The sequence below is a fragment of the Haloarchaeobius ordinarius genome (assembly GCF_051801355.1).
In the GTDB taxonomy this organism is placed as follows: Archaea; Halobacteriota; Halobacteria; order Halobacteriales; family Natrialbaceae; genus Haloarchaeobius.
The window spans coordinates 992,666-1,015,574 of record NZ_CP196560.1; the positions used below are offsets into that span (position 1 = coordinate 992,666).

A 22,909-nucleotide genomic window follows, 5' to 3' on the forward strand; every position below is an offset into this window, starting at 1 on the left:
AACGTGCTTGGTGAATCACTGAAGTTCCCGCTACAGGGGGAAGAATCGACGAAGACCATCGCTATCGGTGGGTTGTTGAACCTCGTTGCGTTCGTCATCCCCATCATCCCGCAGCTGTTCATCTACGGGTACGGACTGCGAGCGATGCGAGCCGGGCTGAACGGCGACCGTGAAGCCCCCACGTTCGACGACTGGGAAGGCCTGCTGAAAGAAGGGGCGCTCGTGTTCGGGGTGTCACTGGTGTACGTCGGGATACCGGCGTTCGTGTTCGCTATCCTCGTCCCGATGCTCGGCATCTTCTCTCTCGGTCTCGGAAGCGAGGCCGGTGGAGCCACCGGTGCCGGGGTGGGGACGATGGTCCTGTTCGCGTTTATCGCCGTCGGGATGGTCGTCCTGTTCGCCGCCTACTACATGGTGCCGGCGGCGCTGGTCGGCGTGGCCGCCCGTGGCGAGTTCGGTGCCGCGTTCGACTTCCAGTCGGTCAAGCGGCTGGCGTTCAACAGCACCTACTTCGTCGGTGTCGTCCTCTCGGCAATCGTCATGATGGTCGGGAGCATCGTCGCGCTGCCGCTGTACCTCATCCTGGTCGGGTTCGCCGTCCAGTTCATCCTCACCGCTGGCGTGTTCAACTACCTCGGGCGGGTCGCCCGCAAGGCCGCACCCGGGGCACAGCGCCAGCAGCCGGAGGGACGGCCACAGACGAGCTTTTGAACAGGCCAGTCTCTTCTTCTGGAGCGTTCGGACGCCGAGGGTCACCAGTCCCGTGCTACTGACGGCGGCCACGACGAGGAGTTGCAGCACCCGGGTCGGCGATGGCTGCGCCCTCGACCGTCGACGTGATGGCGACGATGCGGGCGGTCCAGATTCTCGCGGTCGCGAGGGCGAGTTGGTCTCCTCCTGTCCCGGACAGTGTGGGTCTCGAACCCATCCTGCTAGGAACCCTGTTGGAGAGAACATCGTCTCGTTGGGCCCCAGACCGCCCGAAACGTGGGTTCTGGTCAGTTCAGCGTGTCCACTTCGTCCGTGAGGTCCTGCGGGTCGTCGATGGGCCCGCGGACGAACAGCCCGTGACCGATGATGGCCGCGGCGACGAGGCCGGTGCTGACGATGGCGAGGGACATCGAGACCGCGGTGAGCATCCCCACGCCGACGCCGGTGACCATGCTGGACGCGACAGCCAGCAATACGAGGTCGTAGTACTGCCAGGTGTACATGTTGGTGGTGTGTGACTGGCGTCGGAAAGTCGTTGGGCCTGATGCTGTTCGGGTAGCTGGGTGTTTCGGTGGTTCCCGGCGGTCTCGGCTGTCCCGCACTCGATTCGGTGGGACGTGACACCGAGCAGTTCACTCGCGCTGGTGGCAGTGAGAAACCGCCCCGCACAGCACCACGCCACCTCCTCCCCAGCCGACTCCCTCCACTTTGCTCCGTGTCACTCCGCTCCGTTCCGGTCGTTCACCGTGAGAGCAAGCTCTCACGAGCACGCTCTCGCTACCGCTCGTGCGGACCTCGCGCGTCCGCCTCGCGGCTTCACTGGCTCACGGGTCGTTCCTCCCCGTTCGCGGCGAGGCGACGCCGTCGCCTCGCGCTCACCACGCTCGTCCGCGCGCGCCGCCCGGAAACCCGAATGCAGAACCGAGCGCCTACGCCTCGTCCTCGCGCACCGTCATCACGGGCGCGGGGCATTGCCGGACGACCTTCTCGGCGACGCTACCGATGAGGTAGTGGTCCAGTCCGGTGCGGCCGTGGGTCGCCATCACGACGAGGTCGATGGGATTCTCGTCGACGTACTCGAGAATCGCGGTCTTGGGGACGCCTTCCCTGATGACCGCCTCGGTCGCCACGTCGTCGGGCAGGGTCGCTGTCGTGGACTCGATGGCGGCCTCGGCGCGCTCGCGTTCTGTCTCCTCCCAGACGGTCGCGGAGATGCCGGCGCTGGGGCTCTCGAACCGGTTGCGGGTGTCGACCACGGAGAGGACGTGGACGGTCGCGTCGTAGGTCGACGCGAGTTCGGCCGCGTGTTTCGCGGCGGCGCTGGTGCCGTCGCTCCCGTCGGTCGGCAAGAGGATGTGGTCGTACATACCTGAAGAACGACCGCGTGGCCCTGAAAAAGTCGTGGGTTAGACCAGACCGGTGAGAATGTCCAGCATGCCCTCGCGGGCGATGATGAACAGCGCGACCGCGATGATGCCGAACAGGACACCGACACCGTGTTTGATGGTCTCGGTGTCGAGGGCGGACGCGACGTAGGGGGCGATCTGCCCGCCGGTCACCGTCGCCGGGACGGTCCAGACGACCATGTTCCAGGGGGTGGACGCGATGTCGATGGAGTGCGCGCCGGGGACGAACGAGCCGCCGAAGACGTGGACCAGCGAGGCCAGGATGGCCGTCGAGGCGACGACGATGTGGTTGGTCCCGATGGCGACGCGGACGGGAATCGAGGAGCGCAGCATCGAGATGATGCCGAGTTCCCCGATACCGAAGCCGGCGAGCCCCTGGAAGATGCCACCGATGCTGTAGTTCGCGAAGCGTTCGGTGTAGCCAGAGCGGTCGTAGGTGTAGTCCTCACCGTCGCGGTCGACCCGGGTGACGATGCCGTCGGCGTCGGTCTCGACGCCGGCCGGACCGAGCTTGTCGTCGTCGTTCGGGAGCATCTCGCCACCGTCGGCGGCGGTGGTGTGGTCGTCGTCGTCGGAGCCCGCGGGCTCCTCGTGGGCCAGGTCCGCCTTGAACAGCAAGAACGCGGCTGCCAGCAGCGCGATACCCAGCAGCGACTGGAACACCGCCTCGGGGATGAAAAAGGAGAGCACTGCGCCACCGACGACGAACGGGACTGCCCCGCCGACGAGGGTGAGCGCGAGCTTGCGGTCAACGAGCCCGTACTGGACGAACGCGAGCGCAGAGCTCGACAGGCCGAAGGACTCGCTGATGAGGCCGACGGCGACGAGCGTCTGTGGTTCGAGCGAGTACCCGGCGAAGAGCGGGAAGATGAAGATGAAGAAGGGGACGAACAGCGCCGAACCGCTGATACCCACCGTGTTCACGGTCGTCGCCCCGAGGACGAAGAACGGCAGGAGCCACCAGTATTCGAGCCAGTAGCTCGTACCGCTTCCCTCCGTGGGAGCGAAGAAGAACACGCCGAGGATGAACACCACGGGTGCCAGGAACACGAACACGTGCTGGTACTTTAGAAACGTCTTCTGGATGTTACTGTACGATGAGGACGAGCTCATGTGGTGGTGAAGCCACGGTTTGAGAGTCAGGTATAAGAGCGTTACTTTCTCCCGAAAACCGGGGGTTTTCACCTGGTTCTGTCCAGTTTTCCGGTTATTTTCGGACGAATCTCCCGTCGATATGCCGGGCGTGCATACGCTATTGTCGTCAGCAGAAGAACGAAACCACCCCGTGGCGGTATCCCTAATGTTTATTGGGTATGCACCGGTATGCATATACGTAATGAGTTTTCGAGAGCGACCTCCCGAGAGAGAGCCAGGTCGATCCGTGCGCGAAGATGCCGACTCGATGGAGCCTCTCGAAGACCCTCCCGAACCTGTCCCGACGGGGCTCGTCGGTCGGCTCCGGCACCACGTCCGGACCTGGCCGCAGCGGTACGTCGACATGCAGACCAACGCGATTCGCAGCTGGATTCGCTGAGCAGACCCTGCGACTGCGTCGTTAGGCGACGAGTGCAGCCCGCCGTTTCTCCCGCCGTTCCAGTGCCGCCTCGTGGAGCGCCTGCTCCATCTCGGTCTCGCAGGCGAGGTCGGGGACCGCAGTCGGGTCGCCGTGGTCGTCGACTGCGACCATCGTGAAGAAGGAGGTGGCGGTCTGTTCGTACTCGCCCTGTTCGGGGCGTTCGGAGCGGACCTCGACTTTGACGTCCATGCTGGCGTCGCCGGTCTCGAACACGTAGCCGGTGACGACGACCACGTCGCCGAGGTCGATGGCGTTCTTGAAGTCGACGTGGTCCATCGCGGCCGTGACGACCTGCCGGCGGGCGAACCGGCGGGCGGCGATGGCGGCGCAGATGTCCATCCAGTGGAGGATGGAGCCGCCGAGAGCGCGGCCCATGTTGTTCGTGTCGTCGGGCATCAGAATCTCGCTCAGTTCGGTGTAGGACTCGGCGAGTGAGGCGGTGTCGGAGTCGTGTTCGTACATGGCCGAACCGGGGCTCCGGCGGACAATAAAACCACTAGAATTTCTCTAACTAAATCTGGTTTGTGTTCGGGGCTGTGGTGCGGTATTCTGGCCCGTGGGTGGCTCTCTCTTGCTGTTTCTCTCTGAGAGACCTGTCTTTGTTCGATATCTTGTGGTAATACAACAACGGATTTTAATGCATCTTGGGAATACACCGGGCCGATGACAGACCTCTCGTTCGAACCACTCACGTACGACGACATCCCGGCGGACCGGCGGCCGTCGCTCGGGCAGGCGCTCGTGCCGCTGCTCGGGATGGTCGTGTTCCTCAGCATCGGGGCCATCGTCCTCGGACTCGACCCCCACCTCCCCATCGTCTGGGGGGCGACGCTCACCGCGGCTGTCGGGCGCTACTGGCTCGGTATCTCCTGGGAGGAGCTGTTCGAGGGTATCGTCGACGGCATCCGGATGGGCATGCAGGCCATCCTCATCCTGTTCACCATCTACATGCTCATCGCGACCTGGACCTCGGCGGGGACCATCCCCGGGCTCATCTACTACGGTCTGGAACTCCTGACCCCGACCGTGTTCCTGCCGGCGACGGCCGTGCTCGCGACCGTCGTCGCGTTCTCCATCGGCTCCTCGTGGACCACCGCCGGGACCCTCGGCGTCGCGTTCATGGGCATCGGAGCCGGGCTGGGTGTCCCCGCGCCGATGACGGCCGGTGCAATCCTGACGGGGGCCTACACCGGCGACAAGATATCGCCCCTCTCGGACACCACCAACCTCGCGGCCGCAGTCACGAACACGGACCTGATGGAGCACGTCCGGACGATGCGGGTCGGGACGGGCCTCGCGGCCGCTATCTCGCTCGTCCTCTATGCGGCACTCGGGCTCTCTGCGACGGGTTCCATCCCCGTGGGTCGCATCGAGACCATCCAGTCCGCCATCGGTGGGAGCTACGCCATCTCACCCCTCGTCTTCCTCCCGCTGCTGGTGACGTTCGCACTCGCTCTCTACGGGTTCCCGGCACTCCCCGCGCTCATCTCGGGCGTGTTCGCTGGCGTCGGGACGACCATCGCGGTCCAGGGCGTCGGCTTCACGGCCGCCTGGGACATCGCCCAGAACGGGACCGACCCGGCGACCGGCTCCGAACTCGTCAACGGCCTCCTCGCCTCCAGCGGGCTGATGGGCTCGACGTGGACCATCACCATCGTCGTCGCCGCGCTCGCCCTCGGTGGCCTGCTGGAGCGCACCGGCGTCATCGCGACCATCGCCCACCACATCGCGGGGTTCGTCGACAGCGTCGCGAGCCTCACCCTCGGCACCGGGGTCGCAGCAATCTCGATGAACGTCCTCGCCGCCGAGCAGTACATGAGTATCGTCGTCCCTGGCATGACACTGCGCGGGCTGTACGAGGACTTCGACCTGGAGTCCAAGAACCTCTCGCGGGCGGTCGAGGCGTCCGGAACGGTCACCTCCGCGCTCATCCCGTGGAACGCGGGCGGCGCGTACATGTGGAGCGTGCTGGGCGTCCACCCGTTCGAGTACGCCCCGTACTACTTCCTCGGCTTCCTCGCGCCGAGCATCCTCGTCGTCATGGCCGTCACCGGCTGGCAGATAACGACGACGGACGAGGCTCCCGCCGCCACGAAGGGCCGCGCCTCGCCGGCCGACGACTGACCCGAAAATAGCGATTCTCTTCAGAGCACGCCGAAGCCGAACTCCGGCAGCCCCAGCACTGGTCCCCAGACCAGGTGCAGCGCCACCCCGACCACGATGGCCGGGACGGTGGTGTAGATGCTCGCGACGATTGCGGCCTTCTTGTCGATGGCGATGAGCGGGAACAGCGCGTCGCCGTCCTGGCTGATGGCGTTCGCCGTCAGCGCCGAGAACGGGAGGCCGCCGTTGGCGTACACGCCCGCGAGCACGATTTGCGGGCCACAGCCCGGAATCAGGCCGACGGCGGCACCCGCGATGGGTGCGATGACGCCTGCTGCCTGTGCCGCCGCGGCGATGTCCGCCCCGGTCACGAGCAGGAAGTACTCGTACAGCAGGTACGCGCCGATGACCCAGACCGTGACGAAACTGGTCTCCATCGCGGCATGCTGGAACGTCTGGTAGAGGGAGTCGAACGACTCGCGGACTCTCCCGACACTGCCTTCGCCGATGTAGTGCCGGCCGACGAAGTACAGGTAGAACGACAGCGTCGTCCCGAGCAACCCGAACACGGTGAACAGGCCGTCGAAGCCGAGGCCGAGCGTCATCGACACGTCGGGTGCGCCACGCACCAGGTAGGTCACGCCGAGGACGACCGCGGCCAGCGCGGCGACCCACCAGACGACGTGGGCAGCGTGCGACAGCGGCGTGAGGACCGGTGAGTGGCGGTCCGGCCCGAGTTCGTGGGCGTGGGTCGGGCAGTCACAGCCGTAGTCGTGCGCCGGGTTCGGCGTGACCGTGCTGCGCCGGCCGACGACTGCGCTCCCACCGTCGGTCGTCGCGGGCTGGAGCCGGGCGACCGCGGCGTCGACTCGACCCACCCCGAGGCCGACCGTGTCGACGAGGTAGCCGAAGACGACCGCGACGACGAACGAGATACCGTAGGCTAGGAGGGCTGCCTCCGGCGCCAGCACGAGGATGACGAACGCGGCGTCACCTGCGGTCGCGATGAGCGTCGCGACGACGGTCCCGAACGAGACCGTCCCCCGGACGTACAGCGGCATCATCACGATGGCACCGCCACAGCCGGGCGTCAGGCCCATGAGCGCCCCGAACAGCGGCTGGAGTCGCTCGTTCTCTTCGATCTTCGTGAGCAGTGCGCCGCCGGTCCGGTACTGCACCAGTCCGAACAGCAGGACGGTGATGGCGACGAACGCCGACACCTGCACGTAGCCGTCGCGCAGGGAGCCGAGGGTCACGTCGACGACCTCGTTCATGGCCGATGCCTCCTGGTTTCGAATCTCGCAGAATATAGTTTAGACATATCTAATAATCTCGTTGTTCATTACCAGAAGTACGCTGAGTAAGGTCTAATAGATGCCGGTGAGCGCGCAAGCCGGCCGTGGCGGGCCGGGGGTCGTCTGTGGCCGGTCACTCCCCGCCGAGGGCGCGGTGTATCGCGTCGGCGGTCTTCGCGCCGACGCCGTCGACCGACTGCAGTTCGTCGAGGCTCGCCTTTCGGACGTTCTCGACGCTGCCGAACCGGCGCAGGAGCCGCTTTCTGGTCTCCGGGCCGACGCCGTCGACGCCGTCCAGCACCGTCTCGACCGAGTCCCGGAGCGTCTGGTGGTACTGCACCGCGAACCGGTGGGACTCGTCGCGCACGCGCTGGAGCAGGTGGAGGTGCGGGGCGTCGTCGGCCCAGTCGTAGGTGCGGTCGGGCGTGACGACTTCCTCTTCCTGCTTGGCCAGCGCGATGGCGGGCACGTCCCAGCCGACCTCGTCGAGGGCGTCCCGGGCAGCGTCGAGTTGCCCCTGTCCACCGTCGATGAGCAGGAGGTCCGGGTCGGGCCGGTCGTCCCGTCCCTCGACCGCCCGGATTGCCCGCCAGTGGAGCAGGGCCCGCATGTTGGCGTAGTCGTCGTTCTCCTCGGTGAGCTTCTTGCGCCGATAGTCGGACTTCTCGGGCGAGCCGTCGACGAAAGTGACGTTCGACCCGACGACGGCCTTGCCCTGGGCGTGACTCACGTCGAACCCCTCGATTCTGGTGACACGGTCGAGGCCCAGGGCGTCCGCGAGTGCCGCCGATTCGTCCCGGCGGCCGACGTTCCGGCGGGCGTTCTTCAGCGCGAGTTCGACCAGCTTCGCCTCTCGGCCCGCGCCGGGAACCCGGACCGCGACCCCCTCGGCGTCGAGCCACGCCGCGACCTCGTCGTCGCCGTGGTGTTCCGGCAACAGGACGGCGTCCGGGAGTCGGCGCTCGGCGTAGAACTGCACGAGGAACGCCGCGAGGACGGCGGGGATGGTGTCGCGCTCGTCCTCGGTGTCGGTGTCGGTGACGTCCGGCGCGTCCAGCGTGTGGCGGTCGCGCTCGACCAGTTGTCCACCCTCGGCGTGCAATCGAGCGACCGTCGCGTCTGTTCCCCGGATGGCCACCCCGAGCACGTCGACACTGCGCTCGTCGCTCCGGCCACTGACGGCCTCGCCGCCGCTCCCGTGGAAGGAGTCGACGACGGCGAGGCGGTCCCGCAGGTTCGCGGCACGCTCGAAGTTCTGGGCTGCAGCGGCGGTCTCCATCTCGCTGCGGAGCGGGTCCGCCAGGACGCCGGCCTCACCCGCGAAGAACCGTTTCACCGACTCCACGTCGGCGAGATACGCTGGTTCTGCAATCTCGTCCGTGCAGGGTGCGGTACACAGTCCCATCTCGAAGTCGAGGCAGGGCCGCTCGCGGTTCGCGAACTTGTGGTCGGAACACCCCCGCACGCCGAAGGTCTCGCGGAGGGCCTTGACCACCGTCTCGACGCGGCCCTTGTCGGTGTACGGGCCGTAGACCGTCGCCTCTTCGCCGGGGTCGCGGGTCACCTCGATGCGGGGGAACTCGTGGTTGGTCAGTTGCACGAGGGGGTAGGACTTGTCGTCTTTCAGCCGGACGTTGTACCGTGGCTGGTGGCGCTTGATGAGGTTCGCTTCGAGGAGGAGCGCCTGCGTCTCGGTGTCCGTGACGGCCACGTCGAGGCCGTCGGCGCGGTCGACCATCCGGCGGATGCGGGCCGACCGCGGGTCGGCGTAGGACCGGACTCTGGCCCTGAGGTCGACCGCCTTCCCGACGTACAGGGTGGTGTCCCCCTCGAGGAACTGGTAGACCCCCGGCTCGGTCGGGAGGTCGCCAGCACGGTCTCGGAGGGCGGCCGCGTCCATGCTGGTCGCGCTAGGCGGTGGTTCCCCATGGGGGTTTCGTTGGCGTCGTGGTGACACGCGACTCGGCTTGGTCCATAAGGGCTACTCGCTATCCCCGCCGCAGATTTATAATGATTAGTCATGCAACTCGGTAATCTCGAAGCCTACCTGGAGACGGAACTGCAGTACCCCATCGAACTCGACTCGGTCCTCGACCGCATCGGGACCACGGAGGTCGAAGCGCCGAACACGACGGACTCCGAGAGCATCGCTTCGATACTCGAACCGCTCGGGCGAGACAGTTACAACTCGGCGACAGAACTCCTAGAGACCATCCTCGGCAACCTGAGCGACGAGTACATCGGGCGGAAGTTCTACGACGACCGCGGGGCCAACCACCCGGACATCCAGCCGGCACCTCGGGACGAGGTAGACATCTCCTTCTGACCGGTGAGGGTGGACGGCTGCGGGCGGCGAGACCGGCCGGAGCGTGGCGGCAGATACAAACCGCCGCCGCGGCAACCTGCCCACCATGACCGACACGGTCCAGTGCTGGCTGGTCGAGCGAACGTTCGACGACCGGAACCTCGTGACAATCGTGTACGCGACGCCCGACGGCGAACGCTACCTGCAACAGGAACGCTCGGCGAACTCCCTCACCCGGAACCCCGTCACGGCCGGGAAGGAAGTGGCAATCGACAGTCTCGAAGCGACCGGAGACGACGCGACCCGCGAGCGCTACGAGAAGGAGGCGACGCGCACGGCCGAGCAGTACGACGCTGACGACGCCATCTGAGCTGGACGAACCCGGACGCGCTCGCGGTCGAAGCAGACGAACTCGGCGACGCGTTGTTCTCGTTGCTCGCCCTCGCAGACGAACTGGACGTCGATGCCGGTGAGGCACCAGACGACGCGCTGGCGAAGTACAGTCGCCGACTGGCCGAGACGGGGGTAGCCTCGCCCGGCGAGTAACTCGTGACTGTATACTCGCCGCCTGATATAATTTCTCAGATACTGTGTTTTTAATCGGTTTACTGTCTGCTGGTCGCGTGCTACGATACCTCAGTGTATCTATAAATACTCGTCCGTTGTACTATCTGTATGGTTACTGCTATCGAAATCTCAGGAGTCACGAAGCGATTCGGCGAAGACGTCGTCGCGCTGCGTGACCTCGACCTCAGGGTCGAGGAGGGAGAGATATTCGGCTTCCTGGGGCCGAACGGGGCCGGGAAGTCGACGACCATCGACATGCTGCTCGACTACATCCGTCCCACAGAAGGGACCGTCAGCGTCCTCGGGATGGACGCCCAGGCCGACAGCATCGAGGTCAGAAAGCGCGTGGGTGTCCTGCCCGACGCCTACCACGTGTACGACCGGCTCACGGGGGTCCAGCACGTCCAGTTCGCCATCGACTCGAAGGGGTCGGACGAGGACCCGATGGACCTCTTAGAGCGTGTCGGCATCGCGGAGGCGGCCGACCGGAAGGCCGGCGGCTACTCGAAGGGGATGAAACAGCGCCTCATCCTCGCCATGGCGCTCGTCGGCGAACCCGACGTCCTCATCCTCGACGAACCCACGACGGGGCTCGACCCGAACGGGGCACGCGAGATGCGCGAGATAATCCGCAAGGAGGCCGCCCGCGGTGCGACGGTGTTCTTCTCGTCGCACATCCTCGAACAGGTCGAGGCCGTCTGTGACCGCGTCGCCATCCTCAACAGGGGCCGACTCGTCGCGGTCGACACCATCGAGAACCTTCGCGCCAGCATGGGCGGGGGTGCGACCCTCACCGTCACCGTCGAGGGCGAACCCACCGACGAGGTGCTCGACGCTGTCGAGCAACTCCCCGGCGTGACCTCGGTCACCGCCGCGGGGTCGACCATGACTGTCGCCTGTGACACCGGCGCGAAGACCGCGGTCCTCGACGCCATCGAGTCGACCGGGCTCGTCGTCAGCGACTTCGCCACCGAACAGACCTCGCTGGAGGACCTGTTCATGAGCTTCACCACCGACGCGCCCGAAGCCGGGACCGGACCCGAAGCCGCGGTTCGGACCGACGGCGACGTGGAGGTGCGCCAATGAGCCTCACCGTCGTCGCGAAGAAGGACTTCACCGACGCCCGTCGGTCGCGGTCGCTGTGGCTGCTCTCGGGGCTGTTCGTCCTGTTCGCCGCCGGGATGGCGTGGATATACACCGAGATCGCCACCAACGGTGGCCCGGACCCGGAACTCTCCGCCCTCGGGCTGTACGACTTCCTGGCCTCCTCGGCGACGCTGTTCATCAGCATCACGGCGCTGGTCATCGCCCACAAGGCGATAGCCGGTGAACGTGAGTCGGGCTCGATGAAACTGCTGCTCGGCCTGCCCCACTCCCGTGCGGACGTGCTGTTCGGGAAGGTCGTCGGCCGCGCCGTCACGCTCGCCCTGCCCATCGTCCTCGGGATGGTGGTCGCCCTCGGCGTCGTCGTCGCGCTGTACGACACGTACAACCTGGTCGACTACGCCCTGTTCCTGGGCATCACCCTGGTGTTCGCGTTCGTCTACATCGCGCTCATGACGGCCATCTCGGCCAGCGTCTCGACGGCCGGCAAGGCGTCGGCGCTGGCGTTCGCCGCCTTCGCCGTGCTCGAACTCCTCTGGGGTGCCATCCCGATGGGTCTGCTGTACGTCTCGAACGGGTTCAGCCTCCCGGGCTCGATCACCGAGTACCCCGACTGGTACTTCGGCATCGTCAGCCTCTCGCCCAGTGCGGCCTACCAGTCCGCACTCACCGCCGTCATCGACGGTGCGAACACCGGCGCGACCCTCGCGGGCCGCGACGCGTTCTACCTCGAGCCCTGGTTCGGCTTCGTCTGGCTGGCCCTCTGGCTGCTCGTCCCGCTCGGCATCGCGTACCTGCGCTTCGACCGCGCGGACCTCTGAGCCCGAACCGCTCTGTTCTGTTCTGTTCCTGTTTCGGCCCGCTGTCGACATTTATCATAGCCGTTTTCGTACTGCTACGTATGCCCGCCATCGAACTCGACAGCGTCACCAAGCGCTTCGACGAGGTCCTCGCGCTCGACTCGCTCTCCATGACGGTCGAGGAGGGCGAGGTGTTCGGCTTCCTCGGTCCCAACGGAGCCGGGAAGTCGACGACCATCGACATCCTCCTCGACTTCATCCGCCCCACCTCGGGGTCGTGTCGTGTCCTCGGCATCGACCCGCAGCAGGAGCCAGAACAGGTTCGGCAGCGCGTCGGCGTCCTCCCCGACGGCTACCACGTGTACGACCGGTTGACGGGCCGCCAGCACGTCCAGTTCGCTATCGACTCCAAGCGAGCGGACGACGACCCCATCGACCTGCTGGAGCAGGTGCGCATCGCCGACGCCGCAGACCGCAAGGCCGGCGGCTACTCGAAAGGGATGACCCAGCGCCTCGTCCTCGCGATGGCGCTCGTTGGTGACCCGGACCTGCTCATCCTCGACGAACCGACGACCGGACTCGACCCGAACGGGGCCCGCCAGATGCGCGAGATAATCCGCGAACAGGCAGACCGCGGTGCGACGGTGTTCTTCTCTAGCCACATTCTCGAACAGGTCGAGGCCGTCTGTGACCGCGTCGCCATCCTCCGGTCGGGCCAACTCGTCGCCATCGACAGCATCGACAACCTCCGCGACGGCATGACCGGGAGCGCCGAGACGCTGGTCGTGACGGCCACGGAACCCGTCGACGAGTCGGTTCAGGACGCCGTCAGGGACATCGAGGGTGTCGCCTCCCTCTCGGTCGCCGGGCGCGAACTCACTGTCTCGCTGTCGGCCAACGTGAAGATGCAGGTGCTGGAGACGCTGGAGCAGTGGAACGTCGACGTGCAGGACTTTGCGACCGAGGAGACCTCGCTCGAAGAGCTGTTCGTCCGGTACACGGAGGCCGAGGCATGAGCTGGGCGGTCGTCGCCCGGAAGGACTTCCAGGACGCGGTCCGCTCGAAGGTGCTCTGGGCCATCTCCGCGCTGTTCATCCTGCTCATGGCGGGGATGGTCGCGGTGTTCGCGCTCACCGAGGGACTGTTCGAGACGGCGGGACAGGGCGGCGCGGCCGGCGCCGGTACGGCTGGCGTCAACTTCGGCCCGTTCCTCTTCCTCGCCAGCGCGACCACGCTGTTCGTGACCATCACGGCCCTCGTGACGTGTCACAAGTCCATCGCCGGCGAGCGCGACTCGGGGAGCATGAAGCTCCTGCTCGGCCTGCCCCACTCCCGGCTGGACGTGCTCGTCGGGAAGACGGTCGGCCGGACCGCGGTGCTCGCGGTCCCCGTCCTCCTCGGATTCGTCGTCTCCTACCTCGTCGCGGTGGGGTACGGCGTCGACTTCCCGCTCGGCGAGTACGTCCTGTTCGCCCTGCTGACGGTGCTGTTCGCGTTCGTCTACGTGAGCATCGTCGTCGGCGTGTCGGCGACGACCGGCTCCGGCTCGCGGGCGACGACGCTCGCGATTGGCATCTTCTTCGTCTTCGAGGTTCTGTGGGACGTGGTGCCGACCGGGGCGCTGTTCCTCGTCAACGGCTTCTCGCTCCCGGTAAACCCGGCCGACTACCCGGGGTGGTACTACCTCGTGACGTGGGTTGCCCCGAGTGGCGCGTACAACGCGGCCCGTGAGGCGGTCCTGCCCGAGTCCGCCGCCGTGTCGCTCCCGACCGACGCCTGGTTCTTACAGCCCGCCCTCGGCTTCCTGTTCCTCGGGTTCTGGGTCGTCGCCGCGCTCGGGTTCGGCTACCTCCGGTTCGAGCGCGCCGACCTCTAACTGTCGGAAGAAGACCTATACGACCGGCCGGAGATGACTGGCGCATGACCGCCATCGAGTGCCGGGGCGTCACGAAGCGCTTCGGCGCAGTCACCGCCCTCCGCGACCTCGACCTCACCGTCGAGGACGGCGAGGTGTTCGGCTTTCTCGGCCCGAACGGGGCGGGGAAGTCGACCACCATCGACATCCTGTTGAACTACGCGTACCCCACCGCTGGCGAGGTCCGCGTCCTCGGGATGGACGCCGAGGCGGAGACGGTCGCGGTGCGAGAACGGACCGGTGTCCTCCCCGACGGCTACGGCCCGCTCGGAGACATGACCGGACTGGAACACGTCCAGTTCGCCATCGAGGCGAAGCAGGGGTACGAGGACCCGATGGGACTGCTCGAACGCGTCGGTATCCCCGACGCCGCCGACCGCGCCGCGACCGGCTACTCGAAGGGGATGAAACAGCGCCTGATGCTCGCGATGGCGCTGGCGGGCGACCCGGACCTGCTCATCCTCGACGAACCCTCGACCGGCCTGGACCCGGCCGGTGCCCGCGAGATGCGCGAAATCGTCCTCGAGGAGGCCGACCGGGGTGCGACCGTCTTCTTCTCTAGCCACATCCTCGAACAGGTCGAGGCCGTGTGTGACCGCGTCGGCATCCTGAACGAGGGAGCCCTCGTCGCCATCGACACCATCGATGGCCTGCGCGAGGCCGCCGGGACGACCGGCCAGTTGAGGGTCGACCTCGACTCGGCCCCCGACGGCCTGCCCGGGAGTATCCGGACGCTCGACGGTGTCTCCTCGGTCGAGGCGTCGGGGCACACCATCACCGTGGGCTGTGAGAACCGCGCGAAGGGGATGGTCGTCCAGGCGTGCTACAACGCCGGTGCGACCGTCGAGAACATCGAGACGAGCGAGGCCTCGCTGGAGGACCTGTTCGTCGCCTACACGCAAGACGACGGGAGGCGACCAGCACGCGACGCGGCGACGCCGGGGGCCGACCGATGACGTGGCGACTGATAGCCGAGAAGGACTTCCACGACAGCCGACGCTCGAAGAGTCTCTACGTCGTCGGCGTCCTGTTCGCCCTGCTCGGGCTCGCCATCGGCTACGTGTTCGGGGACACCGCCACGCCCGACTCCACCGGTGCCCAGCTCGTCGGGCTCCTCCTGGCGGGCTTCGTCTACCTGACGCCGCTGCTTGGGCTGGCGTTCGCCCAGGGTGCAATCGTCACGAAACGCGCCGACGGCGAACTCAAGGTGTTGCTCGGACTGCCGTTCTCGCGGGCGGAGTTCCTGCTCGGGACGTTCGCCGGCCGCCTCGCGGTCGTCCTCGCGCTCACCCTCACGCCGTTCGTGACCTCACACCTCCTCGCGGCACTGTTCCTCGCGCCCTTCGACCTCCCGTTCGCGTTCCTGTCGCTGCTCGTGTTGACCGTGCTGGCGGTGCTGTTCGTCGGGTTCGCCACCGCCTTCTCCGCCGCCTTCAGCGGTCGGGCCCTGACAGTCACGGCCGCCTTCGGCGTCTTCTTGCTGTTCTTCTTCCGGGTCTGGCGGTTCATCCCCCTCGTCGTCCTCTTCGTCGCGAACGGCTTCTCGTTCCCGCAGACGACTCCCACCTGGGTGCGAGTGTTCGTCGAGTTCGGGCCGCTCGCCGCGCTCCGGAACCTGAGCGTGGCACTCGACACGAAACTCGGGTTCGGATTCGGATTCGTCGGCACCACCGTCCCCCCGAATCCACCGTGGTACCAGCAACCGACCGTCGCGGCCGTGGTTCTGGCCCTCTGGGCGACTGTACCGCTCGGACTCGCGTACGTCCGGTTCCGGGACGCCGACCTCTGAGCGCCCCCGCATACCCCTTCGTTTCGACTGGAGCCTGTGGTGTCCTGTCCCGGAACCTGATGGACGCGGACGCGGCTACCGCTCGACGATGTCTGCGACGCCGTGGAGGTCCGTCACCTCGTAATCGGCTTCCTCCGTGAGCACGGTGTCGCGGCTGTGTTCGCGCCGGACGAACACCGATTCCATCCCGGCGCGGTGGGCCGCGAGTACGTCGCTGTCGCTGTCGCCGACGTAGAGGGCCGTCTCGCCGCCGAGGTCGGCCATCGCCCGGTCGAGGTAGTGCGTGTTCGGCTTCTTCTTCGTGAGGCTGTCGATGGTCATCTCGCGGCCGTAGTAGGTGTCGAAGACCTGGTTCCACTCGAAGCGGTCGAGGATGAACGCGATGGTGCTGTGGTGGTTGCTGCTCACGACGCCCATCGGCAGGTCGAGGTCGGTGATGGCCGTCACGTCGTCGTACCGGTCGCGGGTGCCGTCGCGGAACTTCGCGAACTGGGAGCGCTCGTCGTACTCCTCGCGGGCGGTCCACAGCGCCTCGGGGTCGAGGTCGTAGGTCGCCGCGATGTCGTGGAGGCCGTCGGGGAACACGCCGCCGCAGAGGTACTCGACGTGGGCGGGGTCGGGGGACTCGACACCGACCGCCCGGAAGGCCTCGTGGATGGCCGCGGCCTGCGTTTCGGGTGCAGGCGGGTCCACGAGCACCCCGTCGTTGTCGAAGAGGACCGTATCGTAGGCTGTCACGTTTCGACGTAGTTCGAAGGAGGAGTTGGTCGTTTCGGTGGCGTGGGGAGTCTTCGGCGGCTCAGTCGTCCCCGAGTGTTTCCGTCACGCCGCGCTCCGCCAGCACGTCCCAGAACTCGTCCTCGTCGATGGTCGGTACGTCGTTCGCGTCGGCGTCGTCGCGCTTGGACTGCCCGGGGTTGTCGCCGACGACGAGGTAGTCCGTGTTGCCCGACACCGAGGAGGTGGCGCTGCCGCCGTGGCGCTCCACGAGGTCCTGGTACTCGCTGCGGGATTCCGAGAGCGACCCCGTGAACACGAACGTCAGGCCCTCCAGTTCGTCAGCTCCCACCACCTCGTAGGGCTGCGGGTCGACGCCCGCCGTGGCGAGGCCGTCGAGGACGCGCTGGTTCGCCTCGCTCTGGAAGAAGTCGACGATGGTCTCGGCGACGATTGGGCCGATGTCCTCGATGCCCTGCAGGCGGTCCTCGTCGCCGGCCTCGGCGGCCTCGCGCAGGGCCTCGAACGTCCCGAACTCGGCGGCGAGGCCGCGGGCGGTCTCCGGGCCGACCTTCTGGATGCCCAGGGCGGCCAGGAAATCGGGGAGTTTCGGTTCCTTCGTCTTCTCTATCTCCGCGAGCAGTTTCTCGGCGCTGCGCTCGCCCCAGCCTTCGAGGTCCACGAGGTCGGCCTCGGTCAGGTGGTAGAGGTCCGCGATGCCGTCAGTGACGAGACCAGCCGCCGCGAACTGCTCGACGGTCTCCGCGCCGAGTCCCTCGATGTCGAGGCCGGTGTCGCTCCCGTAGTGCTCCACGGAGCGTTTCAGCTGCGCGGGACAGCCCAGACCGCCGGAACAGAACGCCATCGGGCCGTCGCGTTCGATGACGCTGGCACAGACCGGGCAGGTCTCGGGCAGTTCGAAGTGGCCGTCGCTGTGTTTCTCGACGACCTCCGCGACGTACGGAATCACGTCGCCGGCGCGTTCGAGGCGAATCTCGTCGCCGACGTTCAGGTTCATCTCCTCTATCTCGCTGGGGTTGTGCAGGCTGGCTCGCGACACCGTCACGCCGCCGACGTCGACCGGTTCGAGCAGCGCGACGGGGGTGATGCGACCCGTACGGCCGACCTGTACCGCGATGTTGGCGAGCGTCGTGACCTCGGTCCGGGCCGGGAACTTGTAGGCGTAGGCCCAGCGCGAGGCCCGGGCGGTCGCGCCCAGTTCCGCCTGTTTCGCCACGTCGTCGACTTTGATGACGACGCCGTCGATCTCGTAGTCGAGGTCGTCGCGCGCTTCTAGCAGCCGGTTCCGGTAGTCGATGGCGTCCTCTACGTCGCAGTCGGTCTCGACGCGGTCGTTCAGGGGCAAGCCGAGGTCGGGGAACGCTGCGAGGGCGTCGGAGTGGGTGTCCCACCCGTTCGAGGAGTCGAGCACGTCGAAGAAGAAGATAGAGAGGGGGCGCTCGGCGACCACGCTCGGGTCCTGCTGGCGGATGGTTCCGGCCGTCGCGTTGCGCGGATTCGCGAAGGGGTCGTCGCCGCGCTCGACGCGCTCTTTGTTGTATTCTTGAAAGGCCGCCTTCGGCATGTACACCTCACCGCGAACGGCCAGGAAGTCGGGGTAGTCGCCGGTCAGGCGCTGGGGGAGCGCGCCGATGGTTCTCGCGTTCCGCGTCACGTCGTCGCCCTCGTAGCCGTCGCCGCGGGTCGCGGCCCGCTGGAGCGTGCCGTCCTCGTAGATGACTTCGAGAGAGACGCCGTCGAACTTCGGCTCACAGACGTAGGACACGTCGCCGACCGCGTTTCGGACGCGGCGGTCGAACTCGCGCACGTCCACCTCTTCGCCGGAGGAGTCGATGGAGAGCATCGGCGCGACGTGTTCGACCGTCTCGAAGCGGTCGACCGGTTCGCCGCCGACGCGCTTCGTCGGGGAGTCCTCGGTCTGGAGGTCGAACTCGGTTTCGAGTTCCTGCAGGCGCGAGAACAGCGCGTCGTAGACACGGTCCGGGATGACGGGGTTGGCCTCGACGTAGTACCGGCGGTCGTGGTAGCGCAGGGCCTCGCGCAACTGGGCGGCCTGCTCGCGTGCCGCCCCCTCGGAGAGGTCGGCGACTGGCTCGAAGTCTGTCGTCGGCGCTTCGATGTACGGGTTGTCCGCGAGGTCGGCCTCGGTCATTACGCTCGCTTACTTCCTACCCGAACGTAAACCATGCCACTCGGCCCGGTCCATCGGGCGGACCGGGCTCAGGCTGGCCCGAGCGCGTAGAGGGTCCCAGAGTAGCCGTCGGTGACGTAGACGCTCTCGCCAGCGACGGTCGGGCCGGTGGCCACCTTCCCGTCGACGCCCTGTCGCCAGCGCACGCTCCCGTCCGCGGCGGCCAGCCCGACCACCTGGCTGGCGACCCCGCCGACGACCACGGTGTCACCGGCCACGGTCGGGGCCGAGAGCGGTGCGCCCTCGACCGCGGTCCGCCACTGCTCTGTCCCGTCGTCGGCCCGGTAGGCGGCGACGTGGCCCGCGCCGGTCGCGAAGACGGTCCCGTCGGCGACGGCGACCGTGGAACTCCCCTCGCCCGGCCTCGCGTGCCAGCGTTCGCTGCCATCCGAAACGGCGAGCGCGTGCACCGTCCCGGTCGCGTCGCCGACGAACACGGTCTCGTCCACGACGACCGGGGCGGCGTCGACCGTGGCACTCGCCTCGAACGCCCACAGTTCCCCGCCGTCGGCGCGGTCGAAGGCGACGAGACGGGTGTCCTCGCTCCCGGCGAACACGCGCTCGCCGGTGAGCGCGGGCGGGTTGACGACCTGGGGGCTGTGGACGTGGGCCTCGCCGACCCGGGTGCGCCAGCGTTCGGAGCCGTCGTGGTCGACCGCGACGAGTTCGCCTTCCGCGCCGCCGACCACCACGAGGTCGTCGTCGACCGTCGGCGAGCACCGGAGTTTCGTACCCACGTCGACCTGCCAGTGCTCGCTCCCGTCGGATTGGGCGAGGCTCCGCAGGCTTCCGTCCATCCCGGCGACGAGGACCCGGTCGCCGTGGAGTGCGGGCGAGAGGAGCGACGCGTCAACCGACACCTTCCACTGCTCGCCCCCGGCTTCGATGTCGAGCGCCCGGACGTGGCTGTCGCTGGTCGCGTACAGGGTCTGCTCGCGGACGACCGGCGAGGCGAACGCCAGTCGCCCGATGCTCGTCTGCCAGCGCGTGGTCCTGCCCGAGGCGACCGCTGCCTCGGGGTTCGACCCGGTGTTGTGGGCGTCGGCGTGGTCCTGGAGCCAGACACCGCCGGTGACCGTCGACGCCGATTCGTCGGGACCGTCCGACCCACCGAGCGTGGCCGCACAGCCGCCGAGGAGGGTGGTCGCGGTCGCCGCGAGGAACGCGCGTCGTGGAGGGCGCTTCATACCTGTTCGTCGGCGACGGCGGGTCTTTGCATCACGGCCTGTCGTCGACGACACGGTGTGGCGCGGGCACGGTGAGGTGGCGAGACGCGCCCACAGCGAGGGACCGAAGTCGGCTCAGATGTCCGTCTCGCTCAGCGGTTTTGCCGCCTCCCGATAGCGCCGGTACAGGTCGCTCGCCCAGTCGTGGAACCGGCCGTCGCCCGCGGCGCAGGCGCGCATGTTCCCGTCGGCGTCGTAGGCCCCGAGGACGGCCCGGCCGTCACCGACGGTCACGCCGCAGCCGACAGGGTCGTCGCAGACGTACAGGTCGATGATGCCGACCCGGCGCAGGGCTGCGAACTCCAGCGGGTTGAGGTCGGCCGCCCGCGCCATCGTCTCGTACCCGAGGACGAGTTCGGTGTGTGCGCCGTCGAACGCCAGTTCTCCGTGGACCCGGTGGAACAGCCGGCTGAGGACGGGGAGCGCGATGCGAATCGTGGTCGGGTCGAACCCCTCGACGGACTGGACGTAGTGCTGGATGGGCGCTTGCGGGCGGTCTGGGGCGGCGCTCACGAGGGTCACGCCGTCGAGCGCGTCGAGCGGCGGGGTGTGGTCGGCGGGCAGGTGCCCCAGCAGCGGTTCGAACCTGTCGAGGCGGTCGAGAGCCCGCTCGTGACGGGCCTGTTCGGCGGCGACCAGTCGGCCGACCGCGGTCAGCCGGTAGGCTCCCGCGCGCTTCTCGACCCAGCCGCGCTCGACCATGTCGCCGAGGTTCCGCTGGACGCTCCGGTGGGCGATACCGGTCGCCTCGGCGAGGTCGGCCGGTGTCCCGTCCCCGTCGTCGAGGGCCGCGAGGAGTCGCACCCGGCTGGGCGACCCGGCGAGGAAGGCGGCGTGGTCCTGTGGCATGTCTCGGCATCTGTCGGCGAGCAGGGTAAATCCTCCCGCTACCGGTGCAGCCACCGGCCCAGCACCAGCAACGGGACCCACACCACGGCGAAGAACAGTTCCGCGACGGCCGCTCCGAGCAGGTTGTCGACAGCCGCGTCGAACGACCCCGACAGCAGTTGTTCAGTCAGCGTCGGGAGCGCGAGGCTCACCGGGAAGAACAGCACCGGGAGCGCCAGCAGTTGCATGGCGAGGCCGACCGCGTCACGCAGGGCCTCCTCGCGGGCGACGAGGAAGGTCCCGGCGGCCCAGGCCACGAACCCGACGGGGAAGGCGACCCACCCGAGCGTGATGGTCGAGAGGAACGCCGCGGGGCCGAGGACGACGCCGGCGAGCACCCCGACCGCGCTGGTCCCGATTTCGGTGCCGAGGCGTTCGTCACCCGACGAGTGCGATGGATGGCCCTTCGTCAGCGCCGCCTGCAGGCGCACCGCGTCCTCGCTCGGCTGGCCGTGGCCGGTTCCGGAGCGTTCGTCGGCTGGTGGAGGCGAAGGAGCGCCTGGGTGTTCGCCGCCGGTGAACGCCGCCATCAGCCGTTCCGCGTCGCTTGGCTCGTCGCCACCCTCGCCGCTCCCGTCGTAGTCGTCCCGCGGTCCGAAGTCGGCCTCGCAGTGCATGCAGTGGCGACTCGTCGCGCCGACCCGGCCGCCACACTCCGAGCACCGGTAGTCGTCCGTCACGTGGGGGCCTGTCGCCATGGATAGCGTCAGTTCACCGGCAGCGGTCTTGAGCATGCGGGGGATTCGCGCCGCCAGTCGGCGTAATCAAATATGGTTACTGTTATGGCATATATTGACATCCAGTAAACCTAATTGACTTGCTTCCGAATCGCCGTACATGTCCTACGACGGCCCGACCAGACTGTACATCGACGGCGAGTGGACCGACGCCGAGTCCGGCGAGACCATCGAGACGTTCGACCCGGCCACAGAAGAGCAGTACGCCGAGGTGGCCTGCGCCGGGCGTGAAGACGTCGACCGTGCCGTGGCGGCGGCCGACCGCGCCGCGTTGCGCGACTCCGAGTGGCGGCGCATGGGCCCCGGCGAGCGCGGCCGGAAGCTCGACGCCATGGCCGACGCCATCGAGGAGCTGAAAGACGAAATCGTCCTCGTCGAGTCCCACGACAACGGGAAGACGCCGTTCGAGGCGTCCATCGACGTGGGGATGGTCGTGGACACGTTCCGGTACTACGCCGGCTGGACCGACAAGGTGACCGGCTCGACGGTCCCGGTCGATGGCCCGCGCCTGAACTACACCCGCCGTGAACCCCTCGGGGTTACCGCCCACGTCTCGCCGTGGAACTACCCGTTCCAGCTCGCCGGGCGCTCGCTCGCCCCGGCGCTGGCCTGCGGGAACACCTGCGTCCTGAAGCCGTCCAGCCAGACCCCGCTGTCGGCGCTGTACTACGCGAAGGCGGCCGAGATGGCCGGCCTGCCCGACGGCGTGATGAACGTCGTGCCCGGCGAGGGCAGCGAGGCCGGTGACCAGCTCACGACCCACGAGGACGTAGAACACGTCGCCTTCACGGGGTCGACCGGAATCGGCAAGCGCGTGATGGCGTCGGCCGCCGAGAACGTCACGGGCGTCACGCTGGAACTCGGCGGGAAGGGCCCACAGCTGGTCTTCCCCGATGCGGACCTCGATTCGGCCGCCGCGGGCATCCGCAACGGCATCTTCATGAACTGCGGTCAGATGTGCTGGGCCGGTTCGCGCCTGGTCGTCCACGAGGACGTCCACGACGAGGTCGTCGAGCAGGTCGTCGGGATGGCCGAAGCCATGCCGCTCGGGTCGGGCATCGACGACGACGGTCGGATGGGGCCCCTCGTCTCCGCGAACCAGTTCGAAACCGTCTCGAAGTACGTACAGGAGGCCAGGAAGGCCGGTGCGACGGTCGCCACCGGTGGCGGCCGTCCCGCCGACAGGGAGACCGGTCACTTCTTCGAGCCGACGGTCCTCACCGACGTGACCAACGACATGGCCGTCGCTCGTGAGGAGATATTCGGCCCCGTCCTCTCGGTCATCGAGGTCGAGAGCGAGGCGGAGGCCCTCGAAGTCGCGAACGACTCCCCGTACGGCCTGATGGCCGGCATCTGGACGACCGACATCACGCGCGGTCACCGCCTCGCGGAGGCCCTCGACTACGGGATGGTCTCTATCAACGAGTACCCGGTGACGTTCCCGCAGACACCCTTCGGCGGCTACAAGCAGTCCGGTAACGGTCGCGAGCAGGGTGAAGAGGCCATCCGCGAGTACACGCAGGTCAAGAACGTCAACGTCAACCTCGGCTAATCGACC

The 22,909-nt window shown here is 67.5% G+C and carries 25 protein-coding genes; 13 read left to right on the forward strand and 12 right to left on the reverse strand.

Annotated elements, in window-relative coordinates; genetic code table 11:
• Positions 1–3 precede the first annotated feature (3 nt).
• On the forward strand, positions 4–711 hold the full coding sequence (locus ACSC1R_RS05130; protein ID WP_439028001.1) for a DUF4013 domain-containing protein: 708 nt from the start codon (positions 4–6) through the stop codon (positions 709–711).
• A 55-nt stretch (positions 712–766) separates the two neighbouring features.
• On the opposite strand, the gene ACSC1R_RS05135 is transcribed toward ACSC1R_RS05130, so the two are convergent.
• The 4 genes from ACSC1R_RS05135 to ACSC1R_RS05150 all read right to left on the reverse strand — a co-directional run bounded on the left by ACSC1R_RS05135 (position 767) and on the right by ACSC1R_RS05150 (position 3,230).
• Complete coding sequence (locus ACSC1R_RS05135; RefSeq protein WP_439028002.1) at positions 767–928, reverse strand: hypothetical protein; 162 nt, start codon at positions 926–928, stop codon at positions 767–769.
• Between the two features lie 70 nt (positions 929–998).
• Complete coding sequence (locus tag ACSC1R_RS05140) at positions 999–1,214, reverse strand: hypothetical protein (RefSeq protein ID WP_439028003.1); 216 nt, start codon at positions 1,212–1,214, stop codon at positions 999–1,001.
• A gap of 426 nt (positions 1,215–1,640) precedes the next feature.
• The gene (locus ACSC1R_RS05145) at positions 1,641–2,078 is read right to left on the reverse strand and encodes a universal stress protein (protein WP_439028004.1); all 438 of its coding nucleotides are present in this window, start codon (positions 2,076–2,078) and stop codon (positions 1,641–1,643) included.
• A 39-nt stretch (positions 2,079–2,117) separates the two neighbouring features.
• A complete protein-coding gene (locus ACSC1R_RS05150) occupies positions 2,118–3,230 on the reverse strand; it encodes a TSUP family transporter (protein WP_439028005.1) in 1,113 nt (370 codons plus the stop codon).
• A 268-nt stretch (positions 3,231–3,498) separates the two neighbouring features.
• Between ACSC1R_RS05150 and ACSC1R_RS05155 the strand changes: the two genes are divergently transcribed.
• Positions 3,499–3,651 (forward strand): hypothetical protein, encoded by a 153-nt coding sequence (locus ACSC1R_RS05155; protein ID WP_439028006.1) that lies wholly within the window; start codon positions 3,499–3,501, stop codon positions 3,649–3,651.
• A gap of 21 nt (positions 3,652–3,672) precedes the next feature.
• On the opposite strand, the gene ACSC1R_RS05160 is transcribed toward ACSC1R_RS05155, so the two are convergent.
• Positions 3,673–4,155, reverse strand: a complete 483-nt coding sequence (locus tag ACSC1R_RS05160; protein WP_439028007.1) for an acyl-CoA thioesterase — start codon at positions 4,153–4,155, stop codon at positions 3,673–3,675.
• A gap of 201 nt (positions 4,156–4,356) precedes the next feature.
• On the opposite strand from ACSC1R_RS05160, the gene nhaC reads away from it, so the two are divergent.
• Complete coding sequence (nhaC, locus tag ACSC1R_RS05165; RefSeq protein ID WP_439028008.1) at positions 4,357–5,817, forward strand: Na+/H+ antiporter NhaC; 1,461 nt, start codon at positions 4,357–4,359, stop codon at positions 5,815–5,817.
• 20 nt (positions 5,818–5,837) lie between these two features.
• Here the strand turns inward: nhaC and ACSC1R_RS05170 are convergent, their stop codons facing one another.
• Together ACSC1R_RS05170 and ACSC1R_RS05175 are read right to left on the reverse strand one after the other, a co-directional pair.
• A complete protein-coding gene (locus tag ACSC1R_RS05170) occupies positions 5,838–7,070 on the reverse strand; it encodes a putative manganese transporter (RefSeq protein WP_439028009.1) in 1,233 nt (410 codons plus the stop codon).
• Between the two features lie 154 nt (positions 7,071–7,224).
• Positions 7,225–8,991: an excinuclease ABC subunit C gene (locus ACSC1R_RS05175; protein WP_439028010.1), complete on the reverse strand. Its 1,767-nt coding sequence runs from the start codon at positions 8,989–8,991 to the stop codon at positions 7,225–7,227.
• Positions 8,992–9,111: 120 nt separating this feature from the next.
• Here ACSC1R_RS05175 and ACSC1R_RS05180 point away from each other — a divergent pair, with 120 nt between their 5' ends.
• From ACSC1R_RS05180 to ACSC1R_RS05220, 9 genes are all read left to right on the forward strand, one after another.
• Entirely contained in the window at positions 9,112–9,417 is a 306-nt protein-coding gene (locus tag ACSC1R_RS05180) for a hypothetical protein (RefSeq protein WP_439028011.1), read from the forward strand.
• An 85-nt stretch (positions 9,418–9,502) separates the two neighbouring features.
• Positions 9,503–9,766, forward strand: coding sequence for a hypothetical protein (locus ACSC1R_RS05185; RefSeq protein WP_439028012.1), 264 nt, complete (start codon positions 9,503–9,505; stop codon positions 9,764–9,766).
• Positions 9,767–9,819: 53 nt separating this feature from the next.
• On the forward strand, positions 9,820–9,942 hold the full coding sequence (locus tag ACSC1R_RS05190; RefSeq protein WP_439028013.1) for a hypothetical protein: 123 nt from the start codon (positions 9,820–9,822) through the stop codon (positions 9,940–9,942).
• Positions 9,943–10,071: 129 nt separating this feature from the next.
• Positions 10,072–11,049, forward strand: coding sequence for an ATP-binding cassette domain-containing protein (locus tag ACSC1R_RS05195; protein WP_439028014.1), 978 nt, complete (start codon positions 10,072–10,074; stop codon positions 11,047–11,049).
• The gene (locus tag ACSC1R_RS05200; RefSeq protein WP_439028015.1) at positions 11,046–11,888 is read left to right on the forward strand and encodes an ABC transporter permease subunit; all 843 of its coding nucleotides are present in this window, start codon (positions 11,046–11,048) and stop codon (positions 11,886–11,888) included. Before ACSC1R_RS05195 ends, ACSC1R_RS05200 begins: the two co-directional genes overlap by 4 nt.
• An 80-nt stretch (positions 11,889–11,968) precedes the next feature.
• Positions 11,969–12,883, forward strand: a complete 915-nt coding sequence (locus ACSC1R_RS05205; RefSeq protein WP_439028016.1) for an ATP-binding cassette domain-containing protein — start codon at positions 11,969–11,971, stop codon at positions 12,881–12,883.
• Positions 12,880–13,743, forward strand: coding sequence for an ABC transporter permease (locus ACSC1R_RS05210; protein ID WP_439028017.1), 864 nt, complete (start codon positions 12,880–12,882; stop codon positions 13,741–13,743). Before ACSC1R_RS05205 ends, ACSC1R_RS05210 begins: the two co-directional genes overlap by 4 nt.
• Before the next feature lie 44 nt (positions 13,744–13,787).
• On the forward strand, positions 13,788–14,738 hold the full coding sequence (locus ACSC1R_RS05215; RefSeq protein ID WP_439028018.1) for an ABC transporter ATP-binding protein: 951 nt from the start codon (positions 13,788–13,790) through the stop codon (positions 14,736–14,738).
• On the forward strand, positions 14,735–15,571 hold the full coding sequence (locus ACSC1R_RS05220; protein ID WP_439028019.1) for an ABC transporter permease: 837 nt from the start codon (positions 14,735–14,737) through the stop codon (positions 15,569–15,571). Before ACSC1R_RS05215 ends, ACSC1R_RS05220 begins: the two co-directional genes overlap by 4 nt.
• Positions 15,572–15,646: 75 nt before the next feature.
• Here ACSC1R_RS05220 and ACSC1R_RS05225 read toward each other — a convergent pair whose 3' ends face one another.
• From ACSC1R_RS05225 to ACSC1R_RS05245, 5 genes are all read right to left on the reverse strand, one after another.
• Entirely contained in the window at positions 15,647–16,309 is a 663-nt protein-coding gene (locus ACSC1R_RS05225; RefSeq protein WP_439028020.1) for an HAD family hydrolase, read from the reverse strand.
• 61 nt (positions 16,310–16,370) lie between these two features.
• Positions 16,371–18,461: an NAD-dependent DNA ligase LigA gene (gene ligA, locus ACSC1R_RS05230; RefSeq protein ID WP_439028021.1), complete on the reverse strand. Its 2,091-nt coding sequence runs from the start codon at positions 18,459–18,461 to the stop codon at positions 16,371–16,373.
• Positions 18,462–18,529: 68 nt separating this feature from the next.
• Positions 18,530–19,687, reverse strand: coding sequence for an outer membrane protein assembly factor BamB family protein (locus ACSC1R_RS05235; RefSeq protein ID WP_439028022.1), 1,158 nt, complete (start codon positions 19,685–19,687; stop codon positions 18,530–18,532).
• A 114-nt stretch (positions 19,688–19,801) separates the two neighbouring features.
• Positions 19,802–20,575, reverse strand: a complete 774-nt coding sequence (locus ACSC1R_RS05240; RefSeq protein ID WP_439028023.1) for a helix-turn-helix transcriptional regulator — start codon at positions 20,573–20,575, stop codon at positions 19,802–19,804.
• 38 nt (positions 20,576–20,613) lie between these two features.
• Entirely contained in the window at positions 20,614–21,312 is a 699-nt protein-coding gene (locus tag ACSC1R_RS05245) for a hypothetical protein (RefSeq protein WP_439028024.1), read from the reverse strand.
• Positions 21,313–21,451: 139 nt separating this feature from the next.
• Here ACSC1R_RS05245 and ACSC1R_RS05250 point away from each other — a divergent pair, with 139 nt between their 5' ends.
• The gene (locus ACSC1R_RS05250; protein WP_439028025.1) at positions 21,452–22,903 is read left to right on the forward strand and encodes an aldehyde dehydrogenase family protein; all 1,452 of its coding nucleotides are present in this window, start codon (positions 21,452–21,454) and stop codon (positions 22,901–22,903) included.
• Positions 22,904–22,909 lie beyond the last annotated feature (6 nt).

Excerpts from the sequence above, each read along its gene's own strand:
- ACSC1R_RS05135 (WP_439028002.1), bottom strand. The coding sequence starts at position 928 with ATGGGTTCGAGACCCACACTGTCCGGGACAGGAGGAGACCAACTCGCC.
- ACSC1R_RS05140 (WP_439028003.1), bottom strand. The coding sequence starts at position 1,214 with ATGTACACCTGGCAGTACTACGACCTCGTATTGCTGGCTGTCGCGTCC.
- ACSC1R_RS05145 (WP_439028004.1), bottom strand. The coding sequence starts at position 2,078 with ATGTACGACCACATCCTCTTGCCGACCGACGGGAGCGACGGCACCAGC.
- ACSC1R_RS05150 (WP_439028005.1), bottom strand. The coding sequence starts at position 3,230 with ATGAGCTCGTCCTCATCGTACAGTAACATCCAGAAGACGTTTCTAAAG.
- ACSC1R_RS05160 (WP_439028007.1), bottom strand. The coding sequence starts at position 4,155 with ATGTACGAACACGACTCCGACACCGCCTCACTCGCCGAGTCCTACACC.
- nhaC (WP_439028008.1), top strand. The coding sequence starts at position 4,357 with ATGACAGACCTCTCGTTCGAACCACTCACGTACGACGACATCCCGGCG.
- ACSC1R_RS05170 (WP_439028009.1), bottom strand. The coding sequence starts at position 7,070 with ATGAACGAGGTCGTCGACGTGACCCTCGGCTCCCTGCGCGACGGCTAC.
- ACSC1R_RS05175 (WP_439028010.1), bottom strand. The coding sequence starts at position 8,991 with ATGGACGCGGCCGCCCTCCGAGACCGTGCTGGCGACCTCCCGACCGAG.
- ACSC1R_RS05180 (WP_439028011.1), top strand. The coding sequence starts at position 9,112 with ATGCAACTCGGTAATCTCGAAGCCTACCTGGAGACGGAACTGCAGTAC.
- ACSC1R_RS05185 (WP_439028012.1), top strand. The coding sequence starts at position 9,503 with ATGACCGACACGGTCCAGTGCTGGCTGGTCGAGCGAACGTTCGACGAC.
- ACSC1R_RS05195 (WP_439028014.1), top strand. The coding sequence starts at position 10,072 with ATGGTTACTGCTATCGAAATCTCAGGAGTCACGAAGCGATTCGGCGAA.
- ACSC1R_RS05200 (WP_439028015.1), top strand. The coding sequence starts at position 11,046 with ATGAGCCTCACCGTCGTCGCGAAGAAGGACTTCACCGACGCCCGTCGG.
- ACSC1R_RS05205 (WP_439028016.1), top strand. The coding sequence starts at position 11,969 with ATGCCCGCCATCGAACTCGACAGCGTCACCAAGCGCTTCGACGAGGTC.
- ACSC1R_RS05210 (WP_439028017.1), top strand. The coding sequence starts at position 12,880 with ATGAGCTGGGCGGTCGTCGCCCGGAAGGACTTCCAGGACGCGGTCCGC.
- ACSC1R_RS05215 (WP_439028018.1), top strand. The coding sequence starts at position 13,788 with ATGACCGCCATCGAGTGCCGGGGCGTCACGAAGCGCTTCGGCGCAGTC.
- ACSC1R_RS05220 (WP_439028019.1), top strand. The coding sequence starts at position 14,735 with ATGACGTGGCGACTGATAGCCGAGAAGGACTTCCACGACAGCCGACGC.
- ligA (WP_439028021.1), bottom strand. The coding sequence starts at position 18,461 with ATGACCGAGGCCGACCTCGCGGACAACCCGTACATCGAAGCGCCGACG.
- ACSC1R_RS05235 (WP_439028022.1), bottom strand. The coding sequence starts at position 19,687 with ATGAAGCGCCCTCCACGACGCGCGTTCCTCGCGGCGACCGCGACCACC.
- ACSC1R_RS05240 (WP_439028023.1), bottom strand. The coding sequence starts at position 20,575 with ATGCCACAGGACCACGCCGCCTTCCTCGCCGGGTCGCCCAGCCGGGTG.
- ACSC1R_RS05245 (WP_439028024.1), bottom strand. The coding sequence starts at position 21,312 with ATGGCGACAGGCCCCCACGTGACGGACGACTACCGGTGCTCGGAGTGT.
- ACSC1R_RS05250 (WP_439028025.1), top strand. The coding sequence starts at position 21,452 with ATGTCCTACGACGGCCCGACCAGACTGTACATCGACGGCGAGTGGACC.